The sequence below is a fragment of the Gordonia sp. 852002-50816_SCH5313054-c genome (assembly GCF_001665925.1).
Taxonomy (GTDB): domain Bacteria; phylum Actinomycetota; class Actinomycetes; order Mycobacteriales; family Mycobacteriaceae; genus Gordonia; species Gordonia jacobaea.
This window is the reverse complement of record NZ_LZTE01000031.1, coordinates 63379-84971: the sequence shown is the minus strand read 5'-3', so window position 1 is coordinate 84971 and position 21593 is coordinate 63379. Positions and strand designations below refer to the sequence as shown.

Annotated in this window: 22 protein-coding genes; all 22 read left to right on the top strand. The window is 66.0% G+C overall.

Going from position 1 to position 21593, the window contains the following annotated elements:
• Positions 1-84 precede the first annotated feature (84 nt).
• Complete coding sequence (hpt, locus tag A5788_RS06040) at positions 85-660, top strand: hypoxanthine phosphoribosyltransferase (protein ID WP_049699953.1); 576 nt, start codon at positions 85-87, stop codon at positions 658-660.
• Positions 661-850: 190 nt separating this feature from the next.
• Positions 851-3349 carry an ATP-dependent zinc metalloprotease FtsH gene (gene ftsH, locus A5788_RS06035; RefSeq protein ID WP_197494456.1) on the top strand — a complete coding sequence of 833 codons (2499 nt, stop codon included), beginning with the start codon at positions 851-853 and terminating at the stop codon, positions 3347-3349.
• Positions 3350-3360: 11 nt separating this feature from the next.
• Positions 3361-3999 carry a GTP cyclohydrolase I FolE gene (gene folE, locus A5788_RS06030; RefSeq protein WP_064864196.1) on the top strand — a complete coding sequence of 213 codons (639 nt, stop codon included), beginning with the start codon at positions 3361-3363 and terminating at the stop codon, positions 3997-3999.
• A 50-nt stretch (positions 4000-4049) separates the two neighbouring features.
• Positions 4050-4913 (top strand): dihydropteroate synthase, encoded by an 864-nt coding sequence (folP, locus tag A5788_RS06025; RefSeq protein WP_049700102.1) that lies wholly within the window; start codon positions 4050-4052, stop codon positions 4911-4913.
• Positions 4906-5286, top strand: a complete 381-nt coding sequence (gene folB, locus A5788_RS06020; RefSeq protein ID WP_064864298.1) for a dihydroneopterin aldolase — start codon at positions 4906-4908, stop codon at positions 5284-5286. The genes folP and folB overlap by 8 nt, the downstream gene beginning before the upstream one ends.
• Positions 5283-5834: a 2-amino-4-hydroxy-6-hydroxymethyldihydropteridine diphosphokinase gene (gene folK / locus A5788_RS06015; protein ID WP_064864198.1), complete on the top strand. Its 552-nt coding sequence runs from the start codon at positions 5283-5285 to the stop codon at positions 5832-5834. Before folB ends, folK begins: the two co-directional genes overlap by 4 nt.
• The gene (locus tag A5788_RS06010; RefSeq protein ID WP_049699949.1) at positions 5831-6373 is read left to right on the top strand and encodes a DUF3180 domain-containing protein; all 543 of its coding nucleotides are present in this window, start codon (positions 5831-5833) and stop codon (positions 6371-6373) included. The genes folK and A5788_RS06010 overlap by 4 nt, the downstream gene beginning before the upstream one ends.
• A gap of 102 nt (positions 6374-6475) precedes the next feature.
• A complete protein-coding gene (locus tag A5788_RS06005; RefSeq protein ID WP_064864200.1) occupies positions 6476-7960 on the top strand; it encodes a DUF6779 domain-containing protein in 1485 nt (494 codons plus the stop codon).
• A gap of 178 nt (positions 7961-8138) precedes the next feature.
• On the top strand, positions 8139-9167 hold the full coding sequence (locus A5788_RS06000) for a Rossmann-like and DUF2520 domain-containing protein (RefSeq protein WP_049699947.1): 1029 nt from the start codon (positions 8139-8141) through the stop codon (positions 9165-9167).
• A gap of 68 nt (positions 9168-9235) precedes the next feature.
• On the top strand, positions 9236-10150 hold the full coding sequence (panC, locus tag A5788_RS05995; RefSeq protein WP_064864202.1) for a pantoate--beta-alanine ligase: 915 nt from the start codon (positions 9236-9238) through the stop codon (positions 10148-10150).
• Positions 10140-10397 carry a hypothetical protein gene (locus tag A5788_RS05990; protein ID WP_064864204.1) on the top strand — a complete coding sequence of 86 codons (258 nt, stop codon included), beginning with the start codon at positions 10140-10142 and terminating at the stop codon, positions 10395-10397. Before panC ends, A5788_RS05990 begins: the two co-directional genes overlap by 11 nt.
• A complete protein-coding gene (gene panD, locus A5788_RS05985) occupies positions 10382-10834 on the top strand; it encodes an aspartate 1-decarboxylase (RefSeq protein WP_049699944.1) in 453 nt (150 codons plus the stop codon). The genes A5788_RS05990 and panD overlap by 16 nt, the downstream gene beginning before the upstream one ends.
• Positions 10835-10841: 7 nt before the next feature.
• Complete coding sequence (locus A5788_RS05980) at positions 10842-11651, top strand: type III pantothenate kinase (RefSeq protein WP_064864206.1); 810 nt, start codon at positions 10842-10844, stop codon at positions 11649-11651.
• Between the two features lie 208 nt (positions 11652-11859).
• Positions 11860-12309 carry a hypothetical protein gene (locus A5788_RS05975; protein ID WP_049699942.1) on the top strand — a complete coding sequence of 150 codons (450 nt, stop codon included), beginning with the start codon at positions 11860-11862 and terminating at the stop codon, positions 12307-12309.
• A gap of 163 nt (positions 12310-12472) precedes the next feature.
• Positions 12473-13447 carry an AraC family transcriptional regulator gene (locus A5788_RS05970; RefSeq protein WP_064864208.1) on the top strand — a complete coding sequence of 325 codons (975 nt, stop codon included), beginning with the start codon at positions 12473-12475 and terminating at the stop codon, positions 13445-13447.
• A 187-nt stretch (positions 13448-13634) separates the two neighbouring features.
• Positions 13635-14882 (top strand): acyl-CoA dehydrogenase family protein, encoded by a 1248-nt coding sequence (locus A5788_RS05965; RefSeq protein WP_197494455.1) that lies wholly within the window; start codon positions 13635-13637, stop codon positions 14880-14882.
• The gene (locus tag A5788_RS05960) at positions 14882-16000 is read left to right on the top strand and encodes a zinc-binding dehydrogenase (RefSeq protein ID WP_064864212.1); all 1119 of its coding nucleotides are present in this window, start codon (positions 14882-14884) and stop codon (positions 15998-16000) included. The genes A5788_RS05965 and A5788_RS05960 overlap by 1 nt, the downstream gene beginning before the upstream one ends.
• Positions 15997-16554, top strand: coding sequence for a flavin reductase family protein (locus A5788_RS05955; protein ID WP_064864214.1), 558 nt, complete (start codon positions 15997-15999; stop codon positions 16552-16554). Before A5788_RS05960 ends, A5788_RS05955 begins: the two co-directional genes overlap by 4 nt.
• Positions 16551-17699, top strand: a complete 1149-nt coding sequence (locus tag A5788_RS05950; RefSeq protein ID WP_064864216.1) for an NAD(P)-dependent alcohol dehydrogenase — start codon at positions 16551-16553, stop codon at positions 17697-17699. The genes A5788_RS05955 and A5788_RS05950 overlap by 4 nt, the downstream gene beginning before the upstream one ends.
• Before the next feature lie 110 nt (positions 17700-17809).
• Positions 17810-19600 carry an FAD-dependent oxidoreductase gene (locus A5788_RS05945; RefSeq protein WP_064864218.1) on the top strand — a complete coding sequence of 597 codons (1791 nt, stop codon included), beginning with the start codon at positions 17810-17812 and terminating at the stop codon, positions 19598-19600.
• Positions 19597-20652: a maleylacetate reductase gene (locus A5788_RS05940; RefSeq protein WP_082937841.1), complete on the top strand. Its 1056-nt coding sequence runs from the start codon at positions 19597-19599 to the stop codon at positions 20650-20652. The genes A5788_RS05945 and A5788_RS05940 overlap by 4 nt, the downstream gene beginning before the upstream one ends.
• A complete protein-coding gene (locus A5788_RS05935) occupies positions 20649-21563 on the top strand; it encodes a dioxygenase family protein (RefSeq protein ID WP_049699934.1) in 915 nt (304 codons plus the stop codon). Before A5788_RS05940 ends, A5788_RS05935 begins: the two co-directional genes overlap by 4 nt.
• Positions 21564-21593: the final 30 nt, after the last annotated feature.

Sequence of the window (21593 nt, the reverse complement as noted above, 5' to 3'; positions counted from 1 at the left end):
TCCACTGCACCCGCGCCCAGCGGGCCAACAACCAGCAATTCCACTGCTGAGCAGTGCCCGGCTAACTTCGAAGAGCCGGTATCCGTGCATTCCGAGATCGAGATCGAGCACCACTACGGCGACGACATCGAAGCTGTCCTCATAACGGAGGAACAGATCAAGGCGCGGACCGCGGAGCTGGCCCAGTCGGTGGCGCAGCGCTACACGGATCTGCAGGACGATCTGGTCCTGATCGGCGTCCTCAAGGGCGCGATCATGTTCATGACCGATTTCGCCCGCGCGTTGCCCATTCCGTCGCAGATGGAGTTCATGGCGGTGTCGAGCTACGGGTCGGCGACGTCGTCGTCGGGCGTGGTGCGCATCCTCAAGGACCTCGACCGCGACATCGCAGGTCGTGACGTCCTGATCGTCGAGGACATCATCGACTCGGGGCTGACGCTGTCGTGGCTGATGAAGAACCTCGCCACCCGTCAGCCGCGGTCGTTGGCGGTGTGCACCCTGCTCCGTAAGCCGGAGGCGGTCCGCTCGCCCGTCGACGTCGCCGATGTCGGCTTCGACATCCCCAATGAGTTCGTCGTGGGCTATGGCCTCGACTATGCGGAGCGCTACCGCGACCTCCCCTTCATCGGCCGCCTGCGCGCGTCGGTCTACGAGAACTAGCCCGCACAGCGCGCGAGGGGAGCCCGCGCAGATAAACAGGGAACGGTTTCACCTGCGTGATCGTTGACCGGTAGCCTCAATGTGTACGACCGAACCCTTGGGTGGCGTTCACATCGTTCACGAACCGATGGGAAGGACAGTGGTAACGGCGCCGGGCGGCCCCACGTAGCCTGGACCTCCACCAATGCGCATGAACCGAAAGACAGTCTTCCGTAACCTCGCGATACTCGCGGTGCTGGTGCTCGCCCTGTGGGGCTGGAGCGCGATGCGCGATGGCGATCGCGGCTATACCGGGGTCGACACCTCTGTCGCGTTGACGCAGCTCAACACAAAGAACACCAAGTTCATCCAGATCGACGATCGCGAACAGCAGTTGCGGATCGAGACCAAGGATGCAATCAAGGTCGACGGCCAGGACGTCACGAAGATCTCGACCAAATACCCGGCTTCGGCGGGCGAGCAGGTCTTCGACTCGGTCAAGTCGACCGGGGCCGGCTATCAGACCAACGTGACGCAGCAGTCGGTGTTCTGGCAGATCATGATCTTCCTGCTGCCGATGCTGCTGCTGTTCGGACTGTTCTTCTTCGTCATGAACCGCATGCAGGGTGGCGGCAAGGGCGGCGTGATGGGCTTCGGCAAGTCCAAGGCCAAGCAGTTGTCCAAGGACATGCCCAAGACCACCTTCGCCGACGTCGCGGGTGCCGACGAGGCTGTCGAAGAGCTCTACGAGATCAAGGACTTCCTGCAGAACCCCGCGCGCTACCAGGCTCTCGGCGCCAAGATCCCGAAGGGCGTGCTGCTCTACGGTCCGCCGGGAACGGGTAAGACGTTGCTCGCGCGGGCAGTCGCGGGCGAGGCGGGCGTGCCGTTCTTCACCATCTCGGGTTCCGATTTCGTCGAGATGTTCGTCGGTGTCGGTGCGTCGCGTGTGCGTGATTTGTTCGAGCAGGCCAAGAACAACAGTCCGTGCATCATCTTCGTCGACGAGATCGACGCCGTCGGCCGTCAGCGTGGTGCTGGTCTCGGCGGTGGTCACGACGAGCGTGAGCAGACGCTGAACCAGTTGCTCGTGGAGATGGACGGCTTCGGCGACCGCTCGGGTGTGATCCTGATCGCGGCGACCAACCGTCCCGACATCCTCGACCCGGCGCTCCTGCGTCCCGGACGTTTCGACCGGCAGATTCCCGTCGGCAACCCCGACATCGCGGGTCGTCGGGCCATCCTCAAGGTGCACGCCAAGGGCAAGCCCATCGCCGAGGATGCCGATCTCGACGGTTTGGCCAAGCGCACGCCAGGAATGTCGGGCGCCGACCTCGCCAACGTCGTCAACGAAGCCGCACTGCTCGCCGCGCGCGAGAACAAGACGCAGATCACGGCGGAAATGCTCGAGGAGGCGGTCGACCGCGTCATCGGCGGACCGCGTCGCAAGAGCCGGATCATCAGCGAACACGAGAAGAAGGTCGTCGCGTACCACGAGAGTGGACACACGCTCGCCGCGTGGGCGATGCCCGATCTCGACCCGATCTACAAGGTGACGATCCTCGCGCGCGGACGAACGGGTGGTCACGCGCTCGCCGTGCCCGAGCAGGACAAAGACCTGATGACGCGTTCGGAGATGATCGCTCGTCTGGTGATGGCCATGGGCGGTCGCGCATCGGAGGAGTTGGTCTTCCACGAGCCGACGACCGGCGCGTCGTCGGACATCGACCAGGCGACCAAGATCGCACGCGCGATGGTCACCGAATACGGCATGAGCGCCAAGCTCGGCGCCGTGCGCTACGGGCAGGAGCAGGGCGATCCGTTCCTCGGCCGCAGCATGGGCGCGCAGAGTGACTACTCCGCCGAGGTCGCGAGTGAGATCGACGACGAGGTGCGCCGACTGATCGAGGCCGCACACACCGAGGCGTGGGCGATCCTGTCCGAGTACCGCGACACCCTCGACGTGCTTGCCAGTGAACTCCTCGAGAAGGAGACGCTGACGCGCAAGGATCTCGAGAACATCCTGTCCGACGTCGAAAAGCGTCCGCGGATCACGACGTTCAACGAGTTCGGCGAGCGCACCCCGAGCGACAAGCCCCCGGTGAAGACCCCGGGCGAGTTGGCCATCGAGCGCGGCGAGCCGTGGCCTCCTCCGCCGCCGGAGCCGGTGCGCGAGCCGGTCGGTGCAGGCAGTGCTCCCGCCGCCCCGGGTTACCCCGGTGGGCAGCAGCCCTACTACGGAACCCCCCATCAGGGTCAGGGTTCCTATCCGGGCCAGGGTTCGTACCCGGGTCAGGGATACGGACAGCCCTATCCGCAGCAGGGCTACCCGCAGGGTTCGCAGGGTGGCGGCACTCGCCCCGACTATGGTGCTCCGCGTGACTGGTCGGCGCCGGGTTGGCCGCCCCAATCGCAGGGGAATCCGCAGTCGCAGGGATATCCGCAGTCGCAGGGATATCCCCAGTCGCAGGGGTACCCGCAGAACGGAAACCCGAACGGCGCCAACGGAAATCAGCCAAATGGAAACCAGCCAAACGGTAATCAGCCCAACGGGTATGGCTACGGCAACGGTTCGTACGGCGGCCAGCACGGAGCGGGCAGCAACGGCGGGCAGCATCGCGATGATGCCGGCGACGGGTCGCAGCGCAACAGTTCGCACGGGGAGACCGGTTCGCACGGAGACAACCGTTCACCCGGAGACGGAGCCTGAGGGCCGGATCGATGACAATCAGCGAGGGTCACGACATCGCGACTCACGACGACGCGTCGCGTGATTTGTCGACCGGTGATGGGCGCTTCTTCGACCAGGAGCGCGCAGAGGCGGCTGTGCGAGAGTTGCTGATCGCGGTCGGCGAGGATCCCGACCGCGAGGGGTTACGGCGCACACCGACTCGCGTGGCGAATGCGTACCGCGAGATGTTCGCCGGTCTCTACACCGACCCGTCGGAGGTGCTCGCCACCATCTTCGACGAAGATCACGACGAGTTGGTGCTGGTCAAAGACATCCCGATGTACTCGACGTGCGAGCACCATCTCGTCTCGTTCCACGGTGTCGCCCACGTCGGCTACATTCCGGGCCCGACCGGCCAGGTGACCGGACTGTCGAAGTTGGCGCGCGTCGTCGACCTCTATGCCAAGCGTCCGCAGGTGCAGGAGCGGTTGACGAGCCAGATCGCCGATGCCCTGGTTGAGCGGCTCAATCCGCGCGGCGTGATCGTCGTGATCGAAGCAGAGCACTTGTGCATGGCGATGCGGGGTATCCGCAAGCCGGGCGCCCGCACGACGACGTCCGCGGTGCGCGGCATCTTCAAGACAAGCGCCGTTTCGCGCGGCGAGGCACTCGACCTCATCACCCGGTGACCGCTCACCCGGTCGCCGCCGACACGGTCGATGCCGCACGCACGAAGGTGATGGGCGTCGTCAATGTCACCGCCGACTCGTTCTCCGACGGTGGTCGCTACCTCGACCCCGACCGCGCCGTCGAACACGGTGTGCGTCTCCTCGCCGACGGCGCCGACATCATCGATGTCGGTGGTGAATCGACCCGCCCGGGTGCGGTGCGCGTCGATGAGTCCGTCGAGATCAAGCGCGTGGTTCCGGTGATCTCCGCACTTGCTGCCGAAGGCGTGCAGGTCTCGGTCGACACGATGCGCGCAGGCGTGGCGGCGGCCGCCATCGAGGCCGGGGCGACGATCGTCAACGACGTCTCGGGCGGTCGCGCAGACCCGGGCATGGCAGCGCTCCTCGCCGACGCCGGACTGCCCTGGATTCTGATGCACTGGCGTCCCGCGGCAGCCGAATCGGATGCCGGTCGACGATTCACCCACCGGGTCGACGACACGGGTGGATACCGCGACGTTGTCGCAGAGGTCAGTCGTGAACTGCTCGGCCAAGTCGACGCCGCCGTCGACGTCGGCGTCGATCCCGACAACATCATCCTCGATCCCGGTCTCGGGTTCGCCAAGACCGCACAACACAATTGGGCGCTACTGAACGCGTTGCCGACGCTGGTCGATCTCGGTTTCCCGGTGCTCGTCGGGGCGTCGCGCAAGCGCTTCCTCGGTACGCTGCTCGCCGCGGACGGCCATGATCGTGCGCCGGAGGGCCGCGAAATCGCCACGGCGTCGATCAGCGCGCTCGCCGCGGTGCACGGTGCGTGGGGAGTTCGGGTACACGACGTCGCAGCCAACCGTGATGCGGTGACTGTCGCTGCGGCGTGGCGTACAGGTGGGCGCGACCGGCACGCCGTCCGACGGGAGCATGGAGATGGCTGACCGCATCGAACTGCGCGGTCTGCGCGTGCGTGGCAACCACGGCGTCTTCGACCACGAGCGCCGTGACGGGCAGGACTTCATCATCGACGTGACGCTGTGGGCCGATCTGCGTGCTGCTGCGGCGTCGGACGATCTGGCCGACACCATCGACTACGGATCGCTCGCACAGCAGGTCCACGACGTCGTCGCTGGTGGCCCGCGCAATCTGATCGAGGCCGTCGGCGGGGAGATCGCGGAGAAGATCATGCTCGACGACCGCATCCACGCCTGCGAGGTGGTGGTGCACAAGCCGTCCGCGCCGATCCCGCTGGATTTCGCCGACGTCGCCGTCGTGACCCGACGCTCTCGCAAGTCGGCCGGTGGTGTCCGGTGACTCGCGCCGTGCTGTCCGCAGGTACCAATCTCGGCGACCGCGAGGCCCGGCTTCGCGAGGTCGTCGACGCATTCGCCGACGACCTCGTCGCGGCGTCGAGCATCTATTCGACGGCCCCGTGGGGCGGCGTCGAACAACCCGACTTCTACAACATCACGCTGATCGTCGACGCCCCGATCTCGGCGCGCGACTGGTTGGAGCGGGGCTTCGAACTCGAACGCGCTGCCGATAGGACCCGTGATATTCGTTGGGGCCCGAGGACACTCGACGTCGACGTGATCTGTGCGACCGACGCAGACGGACAGCCGATCACCAGCGACGACGAGGTGCTGACGCTGCCACATCCGCGTGCCGCCGACCGGGCCTTCGTACTCGTTCCGTGGCTGGAGATCGAACCCGACGCGACGCTGTGGACGCCCGACGGTGTCCGGTTCGTCGTCGACCTGGTTGCGGCGCTACCCGCGAGTGAACGCGCGGGCGTGCATCGACTGTCCGCGCGTCCCGGGAACTCGCAGCCGGGCCGACCTGGGAGTGAGGTGTCGAGGTGACCGTCCCGCAGCCGTCGACGCCACCGGAGTCCGACGAACCCGGCCTGGGTCCGACGCGACCACGCGATCTGTTGATCATCGCGGTCTTCGTCGCCGTGGTCTCGTGGATTCTGGTGCGCTACAACTACTCGGCGCTGCCCCCGCTGCCGCTGCTTGCTGGAATCGTTCTCTACGTGCTCGCCGCGATCGAGACGGCGATGGCTTTCGTGGTGCGCGCACGTGTCGCCGACCGTCAGGTGGGTCGGGCGCGCGGGCAGTTGCACCCGCTGACGGCGGCGCGTGTGCTCGCCCTGGCGAAGGCGTCCGCGATCCTCGGCGCTGTGGCCGTCGGCGTGTGGGTGGGGATGCTGGTGTTCCTGTGGAGTCAGCACGGCGTGAATGCCGCCGAGCACGACAGACCCGGCGCGATCGTGGGCGCCTTCGGCGGACTCGCGCTCGTCGGTGCGGCGCTGTGGCTCGAGTACTGCTGCCGGGCACCCGATGACCCGACCGACCAGCCGACGCAGCCGCGGGCAGACGGTCATCCCGGACCCGCGTGACTTGCATGTGTGACGCGATCGGACGACTTCTTAGGGGTCCAATCGTGACTCTCCGCACCAGCCTGGCGGTCGTGGCGGCTGTCAGAGGGTAAGTTCACGATCATGACGACCTCGACTGGCCGTGCCGCCGACACACGCCGTTCCGGTCGCGTCGGGCAGTGGTTGGTGGGTCTCCTGATCGTGCTGGCCGTTGTGGCCAGCGTGCTGATGCTCTTCACTGATCAAATCTCGGTGCTCGGATCGCTGGCGGTGATCGCTGCGCTGTGGGCGGCGGTGATCGCGGCGATTCTTGTCACGCGCTACCGCAGGCAGGCCGAAAGCGCCGAGAGCAAGAGCCGCGACCTGCGCCTGGTGTACGAACTGCAACTCGAGCGCGAGATCGCCGCGCGCAGGCAGTACGAGCTCGACGTCGAGTCGACGATTCGCAAGGAGATCAGCGACGAAGCCGGCGTCGAACTGGCCGAACTCAAGGCGCAGGTGCTCGCACTGCGATCGAGCCTCGAGATGCTGCTGGGTGAGTCGCTGCCCGATCAGCGCGCGGCTCTTCCCAACGAGAAGCTGCGTGAGCTGGCTTCGGGCCTCGGTGGTCTCGGCGCCGAGTCGGGTCAATCCCATACCGGGTACGGCAACGGGGGTTACGGCGACTCGGGCTATTCCGGCGGGTACGGCACGACCGACTACACCGCTCACGACGACGGCGCCGTTGCCGCGCGCGACTTCGAGCAGACCGCTCCCGGTGCTGAGCATCGTCGACGCGACTCCCGCCCGTTCGACGCTCCGCGACGTTTCGGGACCGACGTCGACCCCAACGAACTGACCGAAGTGCTCCCGGTGGTTCCGGGTGACGCCCCCATCTCCGGGCGCATCGCCGCCGAGGTCCCGCTCGACGACATCCACGCCGAAGACACAGCCGTCGAGTACGGGGCGGTTGAGTATGGCGCGGTGGAGTATGCGGCCGTCGAGGACGTAAGCGCCGACGAGGTCGAGACGGTCGCTGTCGACGAGGAGCTTGCGGCGCAAGCTGAGGCCGACCAGCAGAACGTTGGCCCAGAAGGATCGGGCACAGAAGGATCGGGCACAGAAGGATTGGGCGCAGCGGGATCGGGCCCAGAATTCGGCCCGGAGGATTTCGGTGCAGAAGAGGTGAGGGCTGACGAGGTCGTCGTCGACGTGGTCGACGAACAGCCGCGGGCGCCCTACACCTCGGGATACGACGAGGAACCCCCTGCAGGATCGACCTCGGCGTCACCGTTCTCCGGCGGGTTCTATGTCCCCACTGCGGAGACGACTCCTTCAGCCGCCGACACCGTCGCGGCGCCGGAGCAGGAGGCCCAGGCTGAGACGGCAACGTCGGCGCCCGAGTCCGGTGACTCCGAAACGGTCGACACCCCTGACTCCGCGGCGGGTCGGCACGAGACCGGCGACGGTGCGCCCGCGAGTACCTACAGCGGTGGCCGACGACGTCGTGAGGACGATGAGGACCACGACGCCGCGCATACCGCTGGACTGCCCGTCGCAGAGCTGCTCAATCAGCTTCGCCAGTCTCCCGGTGGCAGTGGCGGCGGACGTCGTCGTCGCGAGGACTGACTTTCCCCTTCCGTCGACCTGGTCAGAGCCGTCGAGCGTCTCACCCGTGTCGTCGACGATCCGCTTGGGTGACCCGCCTCACAGGCATTGGCCCGACGATGCGTCGAGCGCCTAGCATTGCGGTGCACGTCCGGTACCCACGCTGCAGTTGGGACTGGAACGATCTGGGAGGACACCGGTGACCTCACCGAACGGCGATCCCGCCGTGTCGAATCAGCCACCCCGCGACGCGGGGCGAGCAGGCCATTCCGGATCCTTCTCCGCCGAATTCGCAGGGGTCAGCAATCTGCCGACACCCGCGCGCCTGACTATCGGCATCATTTCGGCGGGACGTGTCGGAACCGCACTCGGCGAGGCACTCGAACGCGCAGGCCACGTGGTTGGAGCGGTCGTGGCCAGGTCGCCGCAGTCTCGACGCCGCGCCGCCCAACGACTTCCCGAATCGCAGATTCTCGATCTTCCCGACGTGGTCGCCCGCTCGGAGCTCCTGATCATCGCCGTACCCGACGACCGCATCTCCGACGTTGTCGCGGAGATCGTGGACAGCGGACGGCTGCGTCCTCGGACGCTCGTCGTACATACGGCGGGCGCGCACGGCGTCGACATCTTGGCGCCCCTCACCGCGCTCGGGGCGCTTCCGCTCGCCATTCATCCCGCGATGACGTTCGTCGGAACCGACGACGACACCGCCCGACTGCCGCAGGCTTGCTTTGGCGTCACCGCTTCCGACGAGGTGGGTCTCGCGATAGCGTCGGCCCTCGTGCTCGAGATGGGCGGTGAGCCTGTCCGGATCGCCGAGGCCGACCGCACGCTCTACCACGCAGCACTCGCGCACGGTGCCAATCATCTCGTCGCACTTGTCAGTGATGCGGTCGTGGCGATGAACGCGGCCATCGAGGGCGGTGCGGGGGAGTCCGGCCGTGACGCGGCAACAGTCGACGGATCTTCGGAACGGTTGGCCGAACGCATTCTCGCGCCGCTTCTGACGGCAGCTCTGCACAATGTGCTCGACCTCGGTCCCTCCGCGCTGACCGGCCCCGTGGCGAGGGGCGACGCGCAGGCCGTCGCAGACCACCTCGACGCTCTCCGAGCACTACCCGGCGGTCATCGACCGGACGCCATCGCCGAGGCGTATCGCATCCTTGCGCGCCGGGCAGCCGCATACACCGACGCACCCGCACCGCTCCTCGACGTATTGGAGCAGTGAGTGAACACCGAACAGATGTCGACAGATGTTGTGATGCACGGCCTTTCGAGCCGTATCGGAGGAGAACGATGACCGCGCCGCTGAGTCCAGACGCCTACGCCCGAGGTGAACTGACGGTGCATCGCGACCCTGCGACGCTGCACCGGGTGAGCCAGGCGTTGCGTCGCGCGGGTAAGCGCGTGGCGTTGGTGCCGACGATGGGTGCGCTCCACGCGGGCCACTTGCAGTTGATCGACGCCGCCAAGAGCGTCGGCAATGTGGTGGTCATCGTGTCGATCTTCGTCAACCCGCTGCAGTTCGGCGAGAGCGAAGACCTCGACGCATACCCGCGGACGTTCGACGACGACGTCGAGCTGTTGCGTTCCGCCGGTGTGGAATTGGTGTTCGCGCCGACCGTCGACGACATGTACCCACTCGGGCCGCGCACCACGATCGTGCCGGGACCGGCAGGGGACATCCTCGACGGCGCCGTGCGCCCGGGGCATTTCGCGGGGATGCTGACCGTGGTGTGCAAACTCCTCAACATCGCGGCACCGCACGCCGCGTTCTTCGGGGAGAAGGACTACCAGCAGTTGGTGTTGATCGCGCAGATGGTCGCCGACCTCAACCTCGACGTCGACATCGTCGGGGTGCCGACGGTGCGCGAGGCTGACGGCCTGGCATTGTCGTCGCGCAACCGCTACCTGACACCGGAGCAGCGTGAGGTCGCGACCACGCTGTCTGCGGCGCTCACCGCGGGAGCTCACGCCGCTCCCGGCGGCAAGGATGCGATTCTCGCTGCCGCACAAGCGGTTTTGGCGACGTCGCCGGACATCGAACTCGACTATCTCGCGCTGCGTGACCGCGCCCTCGGCGAAGCGCCCGACAAGGGCGACGGACGCCTGCTGGTCGCCGCCCGCCTCGGCGCCGCGCGGCTGATCGACAACGTCGGCGTATCGATCGGCATCGAGCCCGAGGACATCGGGAATCCCGATGCGTACTGACCCGCACCGGCTTTCGCTGATCGAGCGCCGTTCCTCGCTGATCGAGCGCCACTCTTCGCTGATCGAGCGTCGTTCCTCGCTGATCGAGCTTGTCGAGATCACTCCCGCGCTGATCGAGCGCCGCCCCGCGCTGATCGAGCGCCGTTCCCCGCTGATCGAGCTAGTCGAGATCACGCCCCCACAGACTCTGCAGCCCGCCCGCAATGCACGCCAACACAGAGGAATGACAGCATGTTTCGCACCATGATGACGTCGAAGATCCACCGGGCGACCGTCACTCAGGCCGATCTGCACTACGTCGGGTCGGTGACCATCGACGCCGACCTGCTCGACGCCGCGGACCTTCTCGAAGGTGAACAGGTCACCATCGTCGACATCACCAACGGCGCCCGTCTCGAGACCTATGCGATCGCGGGCGACCGCGGTACGGGCGTCATCGGGATCAACGGCGCGGCAGCACATCTCGTTCATCCCGGTGATCTGGTGATCATCATCGCCTACGGGATCCTCGACGAAGCGGAAGTGCGGGCCTACAGCCCGCACGTGGTCTTCGTCGACGAGGCCAACCGCGTCGTCGAGAACGGCACAGATCCCGCGCACGCACCAGAAGGATCAGGACTACTCGACCCCCGCCACCCCGAAACTGACTCGGCGCGAACCGACTTCGCAGATTCAACGGTCTAGGTCGTCGATGCTGCTCGCCGTCGAGGTCGGGAACACGAACATCCATCTCGGGGTGTTCGCGGGGTCGGGTGAGCACGCCACCCTGGTGCGGGACTGGCGGATTCACACCGACCCGCACCTGACCGCCGACGAACTCGCGATGGCTATTCGCGGCCTACTCGGCGGCGACATCGAGCAGATCACCGGCGTGGCCGCGTTGTCGACGGTGCCGGCGTTGTTGCGCGAGCTCCGTGTCATGGTCTCGCGCTACTACGACGGCGTCCATCACGTGCTCCTCGAACCGGGTGTGCGCACCGGGGTTCCGCTGCTCGTCGACAATCCCAAAGAGGTCGGCACTGATCGTGTTGCCAATTGTCTTGCCGCGCACCATATCTACGGCGGACCGTGCATCGTCGTCGCATTCGGCACGGCCACAGTTGTCGACGCGGTGTCTGCGAAGGGCGAGTTCCTCGGCGGTGCCATCGCACCCGGAGTGAACCTCGGCGTCGAGGCCCTCGCCGAGCACACGGTCACAGTTCGCCGCGTCGAGCTCATGCCTCCGCGCAGCGTGTTGGGCAAGAACACCGTCGAAGCGTTGCAGTCGGGAATCCTGTACGGATTCGCCGGGCAGGTCGACGGACTCGTCGACCGGGTGCGCGGCACCGTCGACGGCTTCGACGGCCGGGATCTGACAGTCGTGGCCACCGGGTCGCTGGCGCCGCTGATCTTCCCGGAGAGCCGCACGCTCACCACGCACCACTCATATCTGACTCTCGAGGGGCTACGCCTGGTGTCCGAGCGGGCCAAACAGCAGGGCCGTGGGCGCGGGACCCGCTGACCTGGCACGCCCAGCGCGGCGTCGAACTTCTTCTTTTTGCGCGCCGCAAGCACAAAACTCCCGCAGGCCTGGCCCGCGGCGGTGCACTGTGGCAAACTTGTCGCCGTGATCAAGAGCTGTCAGGAGTGTTGTCAGGGCTGAGTCCGCATCATGCGGCCGCCCTTCGTCGACGCCCCCGCTCGTTTCGATCACTCTCGAGGTTTCTCTCATGACCGCATCACCGCTGGTTAACGCACTGGTCCAGGTTCACTCTTTCGCACAGGCGCCGGTCACACAGCCCGTCCCCGACGTTCCGCTCTCGCTTCAGCCCACGGCCTACCGCGCCGCGATCGCTGCAGGAGCAGTGCCGGTCGACATCCGCAGTCACCGCAAGCGCAGGCTCGACGGCGCGCTGCTCGGTGCGCTGGCGGTCGACGCCGCGGAAGCGCTCGACCTGCTGACCCCCGGCTCACCGACCTCGCTGCGCACGGCAACCGCCGATCGGCGCTGGGTCGTCGTGAGCGACGACGGCCACGAGGCCGAGTGGCTGGCCTGGCATCTGCAGGCACGCGGTGTCAGTGGTGCTGTGTTCGTCGTCGGCGGGTTCCGCGGCCTGCGTCGCGACGGCATCAACGGCCAGATCAGCGCGGGCGAACTGGCGGTCTTCTCCGCGCACTGAGGGTCCGTCTCCTGTGGGAATCGGCCATCCGGCGTCATTTCGGCCATGCTTTCACGCCACTTGCCGAACCATCGTGTGACCTGGATAACATGGCCAGGTGCGGCGTGGCAGTGCGGTTTCATCGCGTCTTTCGTCGCGAGCACTGGAGGACGTGGGAGTAGACATGGCACGTGGGGCGTCGGGGCGGCCGTCGGCTCCTGATCCGATCGCCTTCACCACCGCTGGGCTCGGTGTCGAATCCGCGGCCCGGTGGGAGGAGTTCACCAGCAGTACCTTTCTGCCGCTGCACGCCAAAGTCCTCGGTGACGAGCGACTCGATGCAACGGGAACGGTGGCCGAGGTCGGCTCGCTGCGTGTCATGTCGTTGCGAATGGGGTCCCACATCGTCGAGATGTCGGGCAGATTTGTATCCGACGATGGTGTGCCCGCCACGCTGATCACGATCACCCTCAAAGGCCATACTTTCCTGTTCACCGACGGCCAGACCCACTTCGCCACGGTCGATCGGTTGTTGGTCACGAGCCTCGAGCGCCCGTTCGTCAGTGGCTTCGGCGAGGACACCGAAGCTCTGGCCGTCGTCGTTCCGACGCCACTTCTGCAACGATCGACGGGTGTGCCAATCGGATTCACTCCGCGGGTCATCGACATCGGCAACAACTTCGCCGGTGCCGCTTTGAGAACGCGATTGATTGCTGCGACGAGCGATCAGGCGGCCGAGTCGCTCGCGGAGGACGACCTGGTGGAGCTCATCTCCGCTGTCCTCTCCCCGCGACCGGAGCCAGCCGTTCACAATCATTTTGACCGAGCACGTGACTACATCGCGGCCAATCTGTCCGATCCAGGTCTGACCGCACCACACGTGGCACGTGCTGTCGGGATCAGTGAACGGCACCTGTCCCGGATCTTCGCCGAGGCGCACACCAGCGTGCCCAAATATGTTCGTGAGCAACGTCTTCTACGCTCCAGGGGGATGTTGCTCCAAGCCGCCGACGGTTTGACCGTGGCCCACATCGCGGTTCGCTGCGGTTTCGGCTCGGTCGGCAACTTCTCGCGCACGTACCACGCCAGGTTCGGGAACAGGCCCGACGACATACTGCGCGACAACGCACTTCGCCGTGCACTTCGGGGCGATGGGTGAACGAGCAAGTCGTGGAACGGCTTTGGAATTCGGTCAACGCCCTCCGGTGATCAGACATCGCGGCTGATTTCGGCCAACCTCGCCGCATCTCCTTTCATTACCGATGTGCGCCGCATCACACTCGAGAACAGAAGCGAGCCGCCACCGTCACTGGTGTCGGCCGTGGGTCTCAATCAGAGGAGTGTCGATGACCGTCATTGATTCCACCAAAACGTCTGTGCGGAAGCAGATCCCGGTCCCCGAGCCAGGACTGACCGTTGACGACTTCTTGGCTCGTGCGCGTGGGTTGAGGGACAGGCTGCGCGAGGAGCAAGCCGAAACCGAGCGACGCACCCGCTACTCGCCGGAGCTGCACGAGGAGTTCAGGCGGCTCGGCTTCTACCGCATGCTGCAGCCGGCTGCTCTGGGCGGCTACGAACTGTCGATTCAAGACTTCCTGCGCGTCGTCGTCGAAATCGGTCGCGGATGTCCTTCGACAGCATGGTGTTTGTGCCTGGGCTCGGCCCATGTGGTCAACCTTGCCGGGCTGTTCGATGCCGACGTTCAAGCCGAGGCCATGGGCGCCGACGGACATTTCATCGCGCCCTCCCGCGTGGTGCCCTCGGTGACCGCGACGCCGGTGGACGGTGGTTGGGAACTCAACGGGCTCTGGGACTATTGCTCAGGCGTGCCCTACTCGACACACGTTTTCAATGCGGTGATGATCATGCCCGCCGACGGCGGTCGTCCCCATCCGGGGCTGGCGCTGGTACCGCGCGACAAGTACGAGGTCCTCGACGACTGGGGCACGTTGATCGGCCTCAAGGGCAGCGGTTCCAACTCGGTCAAGGTCGACCACTGCGTCGTCGACCACGGATACGTCCTCGACATCGATATCAACGCCATTCGTCCGGATCAGACCTATGGGCTTGAGCTGTATGGCAATCCGATGTACATCGGGCCGATCCAGCCGTTCTTCTTCGCCGAATTGCTCGCCGTCGCATTGGGAATGACCAAGGCGATGTTCGACGAGTTCGCGGCGACGATGCCGGTGAAGAAGACGATGTGGCCACCGATGGCTGTCCGCGCAGAGGACTCGTTCTATCGGCAGTGGTACGGCGAGGCAACCACCCTGATCGATCAGGCTGAAGCCTGCCTGCTCAGCGTCACCGCCTCCTACACCCAACTGTGCGCCGAGTCGGCGGCGACCGGCAGGCCGGTCACCATTGCCGAGAATCAGCGCTTGGTCTCGCTGGCCATCCAGGCTGGCAAGGTGCTCACCGAAGCGATGGATCTGATGGCTCGTGTGACTGGGTCCAGCGCGATGAAGGATGGCACACGCACACAACGTTATTGGCGAGACTTCACCATGTACCGCAGCCACGTCGCGCAGACCATTCGCGAAGCCACCGCCAGCGGATACGCCGTTGCCGCGCTCGCAGAGGCGAACGCCTGATGCGCGCGGCACTCTGGCACGGAAACGGCCGCCACGTCGAGGTCGACGATGTGAACCTGCCCGCTCCCGGCCCGCACGAAGTGGTTGTCGACACCACCGCGGTGGTCGCCTGCATCACCGACGTCATCGCCTTCGACAATCCCCCGTTCCCGCCCGGCGCACACATCCCGCAGATTCCCGGTCACGGTGGTGTGGGCATCGTGTCTGCCGTGGGCTCCGACGTCAGTCGGGTACGCGTGGGCGACACCGTGCTCGCATCGGCCAATCCGTGGTGTGGTGTCTGCTACGCATGTCTACGCGATCGGCCGGACATGTGCGGCGAGCTGACCTTTCTCGGGCCCGAGATCGAGCTCGCCAGAACGGGTTCCACGGTCGCGCACTCCTACCTCGGGTCCTACGCCGAACAGATGCTGACCAGGGAAATCCAGGTGGTACCGCTGACCACAGGTCTATCCCATCAGGCGCTGGCCGTCCTTGCCGACGGCGGTGCAGGTGGCGTAGGCGGAGCGTTCAACGTCGCGCCGGTCACCGCGGGAGCCAGCGTCGCGGTCGTCGGGTGTGGCATGACGGGGCTCGCATACCTGCAGAGCGCGCGTGTTCTCGGAGCAGAAACGATCATCGCCATCGATCCGCTGGCGCACCGTCGGGAAATTGCCGAAAAGTTCGGCGCCACACACACCTTCGACGCCAATGATCCCGACCTCGTCGAGAAGGTCAAAGAGGTGGCCGGCAGCTATCCGGCTCTCTTCGGCGACAAGCGCGGCGTCGAGTTCGCTTTCGAGGCCTCGGGTGAGGCGACCGCGATGGGTACCGCCATGGCGATCACGCGCCCGACGGGTCACGTCGTCCTCGCCAGCGTCACCAAGGACTTCCTCACTGCGACACTGCCGATCAGCGCGTTCGACGCAGCGATGAACGGCAAACAGATTCACGGCTGCCAGTGGGGACAGACCAACCTGTTGCGTGACATCCCGGTGTGGACGAGGCTTCTCGAACGCGGTGAATTGGACTTCGATTCAATGGTTTCGACCACCGTGGGCCTCGACGCCATCGACGGCGTCCTCAATCAGGTGGCCGCCTGCGAGGTCGTCGCAGCTGTTGTGGAGCCGCGACGATGACCGCACTCGACATCAGGGCAGATGCCGCTCGCCCAACTCGCGACCCGTTCGATTCGGATCTGTTCCGCGACGTTCTCGGGCGATTCTGTTCCGGCGTCGTGGTGATCACCGCGTCCAGGAGCGGCGAGAACGTCGGCATGACCTGCCAGTCATTCATGAGCATGTCGCTGGACCCACCGCTGGTGGCTTTCGCGCCTGCGGCCACGTCGTCGACCTATCCCGCGATCCGGGATAGCGGGTCGTTCGCGGTGAACGTGCTGTCCAGCACGCAATCGGCGACCGCGCTGGGTTTCGCACGCCGCGGCATCGACCGATTCGCGCTTGCGCCATGGCATCTCGGTGAAACCGGCGCACCGCTGCTCGACGACGCGGTCGCCCACATCGAGTGCGAGCTATACGCCGAGCACATCGTCGGTGACCACTTCCTATCCGTGGGACGGGTAGTTGCCCTTGACGGCCATCCCGACGCCGAGCCGTTGCTGTTCTTCCGCAGTGCTTTCGGCGCCTGGAGCGCCACATCACACAGCGCCACACCAAAACAGGAGTCGTCATGAGTGTTTCCGTCACCGACCCCGCCGCCGACGAATCGGCAGGCCCATCACGCACGGTGCGCGCCGCGGTCGCCGCCACCATCGGCGCGCCATTGAATGTCGAGGAGGTGGAGATCGGCGCACCGGCCGCAGGCGAACTCCGGATCGACCTGGCCGCGAGCGGTATCTGCCACACCGATCTCAGCGCGCGCGACGGACAGTTTCCGGCACAGTTCCCGATCGTCCTCGGCCATGAGGGAACCGGATCCGTCACAGCGGTGGGTGAGGGAGTCGACGATGTGCGTATCGGTGATCGGGTGGTGCTGACCATTGATCACTGCGGACATTGCCGAAGCTGCGACCGCGGTCGGTACTGGGCGTGCGCCAACGCCTTCGGGATGAACATCGCAGGCGGTCGACCCGACGGCACAACGGCGTTCTCTCTGGACGGCAGCCCGATCCACTCGCACTGGTTCGGTCAATCCTCTTTTGCTGCAACGATTCTTGCGCCCCGCTCGACTGCGGTCGTCGTCGCCGATGACGTGCCGGCAGAGGTCGCGGCGCCGCTGGGATGCGGCATCATCACCGGCGCCGGGCCGGTCCTTCATCCCCAGACCACCCGCCCGATGGACAGCCTGGCGGTATTCGGCTTGGGCACCGTCGGTCTCGGAGCCGTGATGGCGGCCCGGATTCGTGGCATCGACCGGGTGATCGGTGTGGACCCGGTCGCCTCGCGGCGCGAGCTGGCCCTCGAGCTCGGTGCCACCGACGTCGTCGATCCGTCGGCATCGGATTCCGTCGAAGAGATTCAGCGCATCACCGGTGGCGGCGCCGACCAGACGCTCGAAACCAGCGGTGCGGCAGGAGTTCTCGACGTCGCGATGGCGGCGACGATCACCGGAGGACACTGCGGTGTGATCGGCGCGCCGCCACCGGGCACCGCGTTCACGACCGATGTCACCATGTTCATCGCCCGCAATATCTCCATCTCCGGTGTGGCGATCGGCGACTGCGACGCGAACCAGGTGATACCCGAACTCGTCGACCATTGGCGCAACGGTGATCTGCCGGTGGAACGACTGGTCACCACCTTCGATATGGACGCGATCAACGATGCGATCGCCGCGGCCAAGAGCGGCCGAGTCATCAAGCCGGTCATCGTGTTCTGACGGATTTCGTCTCAGCTCACCACAACTCATCTCTCGCCAGTGCCTCTCGGGACACGAGCGACAAACAACGTAGACGACCGGCCGGACCGGTCGTGGAAAGGTGGCCACCAATGCCCGCATTCGACGACGGCATGGCCCAGACCGAGATACCCACCGGCCAGGTGGTCGAAACCGATGTGCTCGTCGTCGGATCCGGACCGTCCGGGGCGGCCGCGTCGCTGATGCTCAGCGAACTCGGCATCGACAACATCATGATCACCAAGTACCGCTGGACGGCCAACACGCCGCGTGCGCACATCACCAATCAGCGTGCGATGGAGGTCTTTCGAGACCTGGGCATCGAGGACCAGGTATTGGTCGACGCCACCGCGCACGACCTCGTCGGCGACACTGTGTTTTGCACATCAATCGCCGGCGAGGAGATCGGCAGAATCCGCACCTGGGGCACCCGTCCCGACCGGGAGGCCGACTACCAGCTCGCTTCGCCATGCCTGACGGTGGATATCCCGCAGACCTACCTCGAGCCGATTCTGGTGCGCAACGCCACGATTCGCGGTACGCAGGCCAGGTTCTCCACCGAGTACCTCTCGCACACCCAGGACGACGACGGGGTGACCGTCGAAGTCCTCGACCGACTCACCGCCTACCGTTACCGCATACGCGCCAAGTACTTGATCGGGGCCGACGGCGCCCGCTCGCAGATCGCCGCCGACATCGACCTGCCGTTCGAGGGGGCGATGGACATCGCCGGGTCGATGAACATCACCTTCACCGCCGACATCGCCGCCCTCGTCGACCACCGCCCGAGTGTCCTCTACTGGGTCATCCAGCCCGGCTCCAACGTCGGCGGCATCGGCACCGGACTGGTCCGGATGGTCCGGCCGTGGAACGAGTGGCTGATCGTATGGGGCTACGACATCAACCAGCCGCCACCGGTTCTCGACGATGCCGCCGCCACCCAGATTGTCCGCGACCTACTCGGCATGCCGGATCTGGAACCGGAGATCACCGGCTACAGCCTCTGGGGCGTCAACGAAATGTATGCGACGAATTTGCAGCGCGGACGGGTGTTCTGCGTGGGCGACGCCGTGCACCGCCATCCGCCCAGCAACGGACTGGGGTCCAACACCAGCATCCAGGACTCCTACAACCTGGTGTGGAAGATCGCCGCCGTGCTGTCCGGTCAGGCCGGGCAGGGACTGCTCGACACCTACACCGCTGAACGGGCGCCGGTCGCCAAACGCATTGTCACACGGGCGAATCGGTCGGCGCGAGAGTTCGCAGACATCTTCACTGCACTCGATATCGAGGGACTGACCGACCCGGCAGAGATGGCTGCGGCCATGAACCGTCGCAAGGAGAACACCCCAGAAGGTGCAGCGATGCGCGCCGCACTGGTCGACGCCATGGAGACCAAGAACTACGAGTTCAACGCTCACGGAGTGGAACTCGGTCAGTTCTATCAGTCCGACGCGGTCATCTCCGATGGAACGTCGCCACCACCGAGCCTCGATCCGGATCTTTATCACGTCATGTCGACCAGCCCTGGTGCCCACCTGCCGCACGCTTGGGTCGGAGATCAGAACACCAAGCTCGCCACGATGGATCTTGCACCCTACCGTCGCTGGACCCTGATCACCGGCGTGGCAGGCGAGCAGTGGGAGGAGGCTGCCGCGAAGGTGTCGGCGACCATGGGAATCCCGTTGGAGGCCATCGTGATCGGGCCCGGACGCGAGGTGACCGACCTCTACTTCGACTGGGCCAGGCTGCGCGAAGTCGGCGAGGCCGGTGCGCTGCTGATCCGGCCGGACAAACACGTGGCCTGGCGGTCACAAGACCTGCCGACCGATCCGGAGGCCGCGCTGCGTGCTGCCATGACCCAATTGCTGTGCCGCACATGACGATGAGTTTCGTGCACGTCAGCAACCCTCAGCGAGTGGTGTTCGCTCCCGACGATGCAGCCCGTGCGGTGTCAGACGAAGTGGAACGGCTCGGGGTCCGACGATTGATGCTGATCGGCTCATCCGGCGGGCACGCTGACAGGCTCGCCGAGGGCCTGCCGGTCGCGATTCGGCAGCATGAGGTCACCATGCATGTGCCCGTCGAACTCGCCGACACCGCACGAGAGCGCGCCAAGATCGCCGATGTCGATGCGGTGATGAGTGTCGGCGGCGGGTCGGCAATCGGGCTGGCCAAAGCGGTGGCGCTGACCACCGGGCTGCCGATCATCGCGGTGCCCACCTCCTTCGCCGGATCGGAGGCCACCGATATGTGGGGGATGACGCAGAACGCTACGAAGAGCACCGGCGTCGACCCGAGGGTGCTGCCGCGCGCGGTGATCTACGACGCGACGTTGACCGCGTCGATGCCGTCGGACATGGCGGTGGCCAGCGGGCTGAACGCACTGGCCCACGGGGTGGATTCGATGTGGGCGCCGCGGTCGGATCCGATCGATCAGGCGCTGGCCGAGGAGGCCATCCGGTCACTGGCGTGTGGACTGGGGGACATCGTCGACGATCCCGGCGCTCTCTGCGGACGGGAGCGCACCCTGTACGGCGCATATCTGGCCGCGGTCGCGTTCGCATCGGCGGGTTCCGGGCTGCACCACAAGGTCTGCCACGTCTTGGGCGGCATGTTCAACCTGCCCCACGCGCAGACCCATGCCGTGGTGCTGCCGCACGTCGTGGCGCTCAACGCACCCGCCGACGATGCCGCAAATACCCGCATCTCCAGAGCGCTGGGTTCGTCCACAGCCAACGACGGACTTGCCAACCTCTACCAGCGGTTGGATGCGCCGCGCTCACTGGCCGAACTCGGTATGCCCGAAGCCGGAATCGAACATGCTGCGCTCGCCATCCTCGGCGTCATGCCCGACGGCAACCCGGTCGAGCTGACCGAAGTCAACCTCGCGGCGCTGCTTCGCCGCGCATGGAAAGGAACACCGATCACATGAGCACCACCGACTCCACTGTGGACCGTGCCGTCGACTCGGTCGACGAGCAGCAGCGACGCGAAGCGCAACTCATCGCCGACGTCGTGGCCTCCTTCGAACACTGTGCCGATCCGAGGCTGCGGGAGTTGATGATCGGCATTGTCGAACACGTGCACGCTTTCATCCGGGAAACCCGCCTCACCGAGGCCGAATGGAGCACCGCCATCGACTTCCTCACCCGCGCCGGACACATCACCGATGACCGTCGTCAGGAGTTCATCCTGCTCTCCGACGTATTGGGCGCGTCGATGCAAACGATCGCCGTGAACAACGCCGCCTACGGCGACGCGACCGAGGCGACGGTGTTCGGGCCGTTCTTCGTCGACGACTCGCCGCGGATACCCGACGGCGGCGACATCGCGGCCGGTGCGTCGGGTCAGCCGTGCTGGGTTGAGGGGACCGTTCGCGATCACCTCGGGAACGCGCTCGACGGCGCGCGGGTGGAGGTATGGGAGGCCGACGAGGACGGCTTCTACGACGTGCAGTACGACGATGATCGGGTCGCCGGTCGCGCGCATCTCTTCACCGGCGCGGATGGGTCGTACCGGTTCTGGGGCGTGACACCCACCCCGTATCCGATCCCGGCCGACGGTCCGGTCGGTGAGATGCTCGCCGCGGTCGGTCGGTCCCCGATGCGGGCATCTCACCTGCACTTCATGGTGTCGCACGAGGGATGCCGCACGCTCGTGACGCACATCTTTGTTCGCGGCGATCGGCTGCTGGGCTCCGATTCGGTGTTCGGAGTGAAAGACTCCCTCGTGCACGATTTCGTCGAACAGCCCGCTGGGACGCCGACACCCGACGGCAGGGTGGTGACCGGTAGCTGGTCGCGCACTCGATTCGACATCGTGTTGGCGCCGACCGGCGTGTGACCGCAGCGCCGGGCGGCGTCGGTCCCGCAC

Coding starts and splice junctions, on each gene's coding strand:
- A5788_RS05965 (WP_197494455.1), top strand. CDS start 13,635: ATGACCGTCATTGATTCCACCAAAACGTCTGTGCGGAAGCAGATCCCG.
- A5788_RS06005 (WP_064864200.1), top strand. CDS start 6,476: ATGACGACCTCGACTGGCCGTGCCGCCGACACACGCCGTTCCGGTCGC.
- A5788_RS05990 (WP_064864204.1), top strand. CDS start 10,140: ATGCGTACTGACCCGCACCGGCTTTCGCTGATCGAGCGCCGTTCCTCG.
- A5788_RS05950 (WP_064864216.1), top strand. CDS start 16,551: ATGAGTGTTTCCGTCACCGACCCCGCCGCCGACGAATCGGCAGGCCCA.
- A5788_RS05955 (WP_064864214.1), top strand. CDS start 15,997: ATGACCGCACTCGACATCAGGGCAGATGCCGCTCGCCCAACTCGCGAC.
- A5788_RS05980 (WP_064864206.1), top strand. CDS start 10,842: ATGCTGCTCGCCGTCGAGGTCGGGAACACGAACATCCATCTCGGGGTG.
- A5788_RS05945 (WP_064864218.1), top strand. CDS start 17,810: ATGCCCGCATTCGACGACGGCATGGCCCAGACCGAGATACCCACCGGC.
- folP (WP_049700102.1), top strand. CDS start 4,050: ATGGGCGTCGTCAATGTCACCGCCGACTCGTTCTCCGACGGTGGTCGC.
- A5788_RS05960 (WP_064864212.1), top strand. CDS start 14,882: ATGCGCGCGGCACTCTGGCACGGAAACGGCCGCCACGTCGAGGTCGAC.
- ftsH (WP_197494456.1), top strand. CDS start 851: ATGAACCGAAAGACAGTCTTCCGTAACCTCGCGATACTCGCGGTGCTG.
- A5788_RS05970 (WP_064864208.1), top strand. CDS start 12,473: ATGGCACGTGGGGCGTCGGGGCGGCCGTCGGCTCCTGATCCGATCGCC.
- folB (WP_064864298.1), top strand. CDS start 4,906: ATGGCTGACCGCATCGAACTGCGCGGTCTGCGCGTGCGTGGCAACCAC.
- panD (WP_049699944.1), top strand. CDS start 10,382: ATGTTTCGCACCATGATGACGTCGAAGATCCACCGGGCGACCGTCACT.
- A5788_RS05940 (WP_082937841.1), top strand. CDS start 19,597: ATGACGATGAGTTTCGTGCACGTCAGCAACCCTCAGCGAGTGGTGTTC.
- A5788_RS05935 (WP_049699934.1), top strand. CDS start 20,649: ATGAGCACCACCGACTCCACTGTGGACCGTGCCGTCGACTCGGTCGAC.
- panC (WP_064864202.1), top strand. CDS start 9,236: ATGACCGCGCCGCTGAGTCCAGACGCCTACGCCCGAGGTGAACTGACG.
- folE (WP_064864196.1), top strand. CDS start 3,361: ATGACAATCAGCGAGGGTCACGACATCGCGACTCACGACGACGCGTCG.
- A5788_RS05975 (WP_049699942.1), top strand. CDS start 11,860: ATGACCGCATCACCGCTGGTTAACGCACTGGTCCAGGTTCACTCTTTC.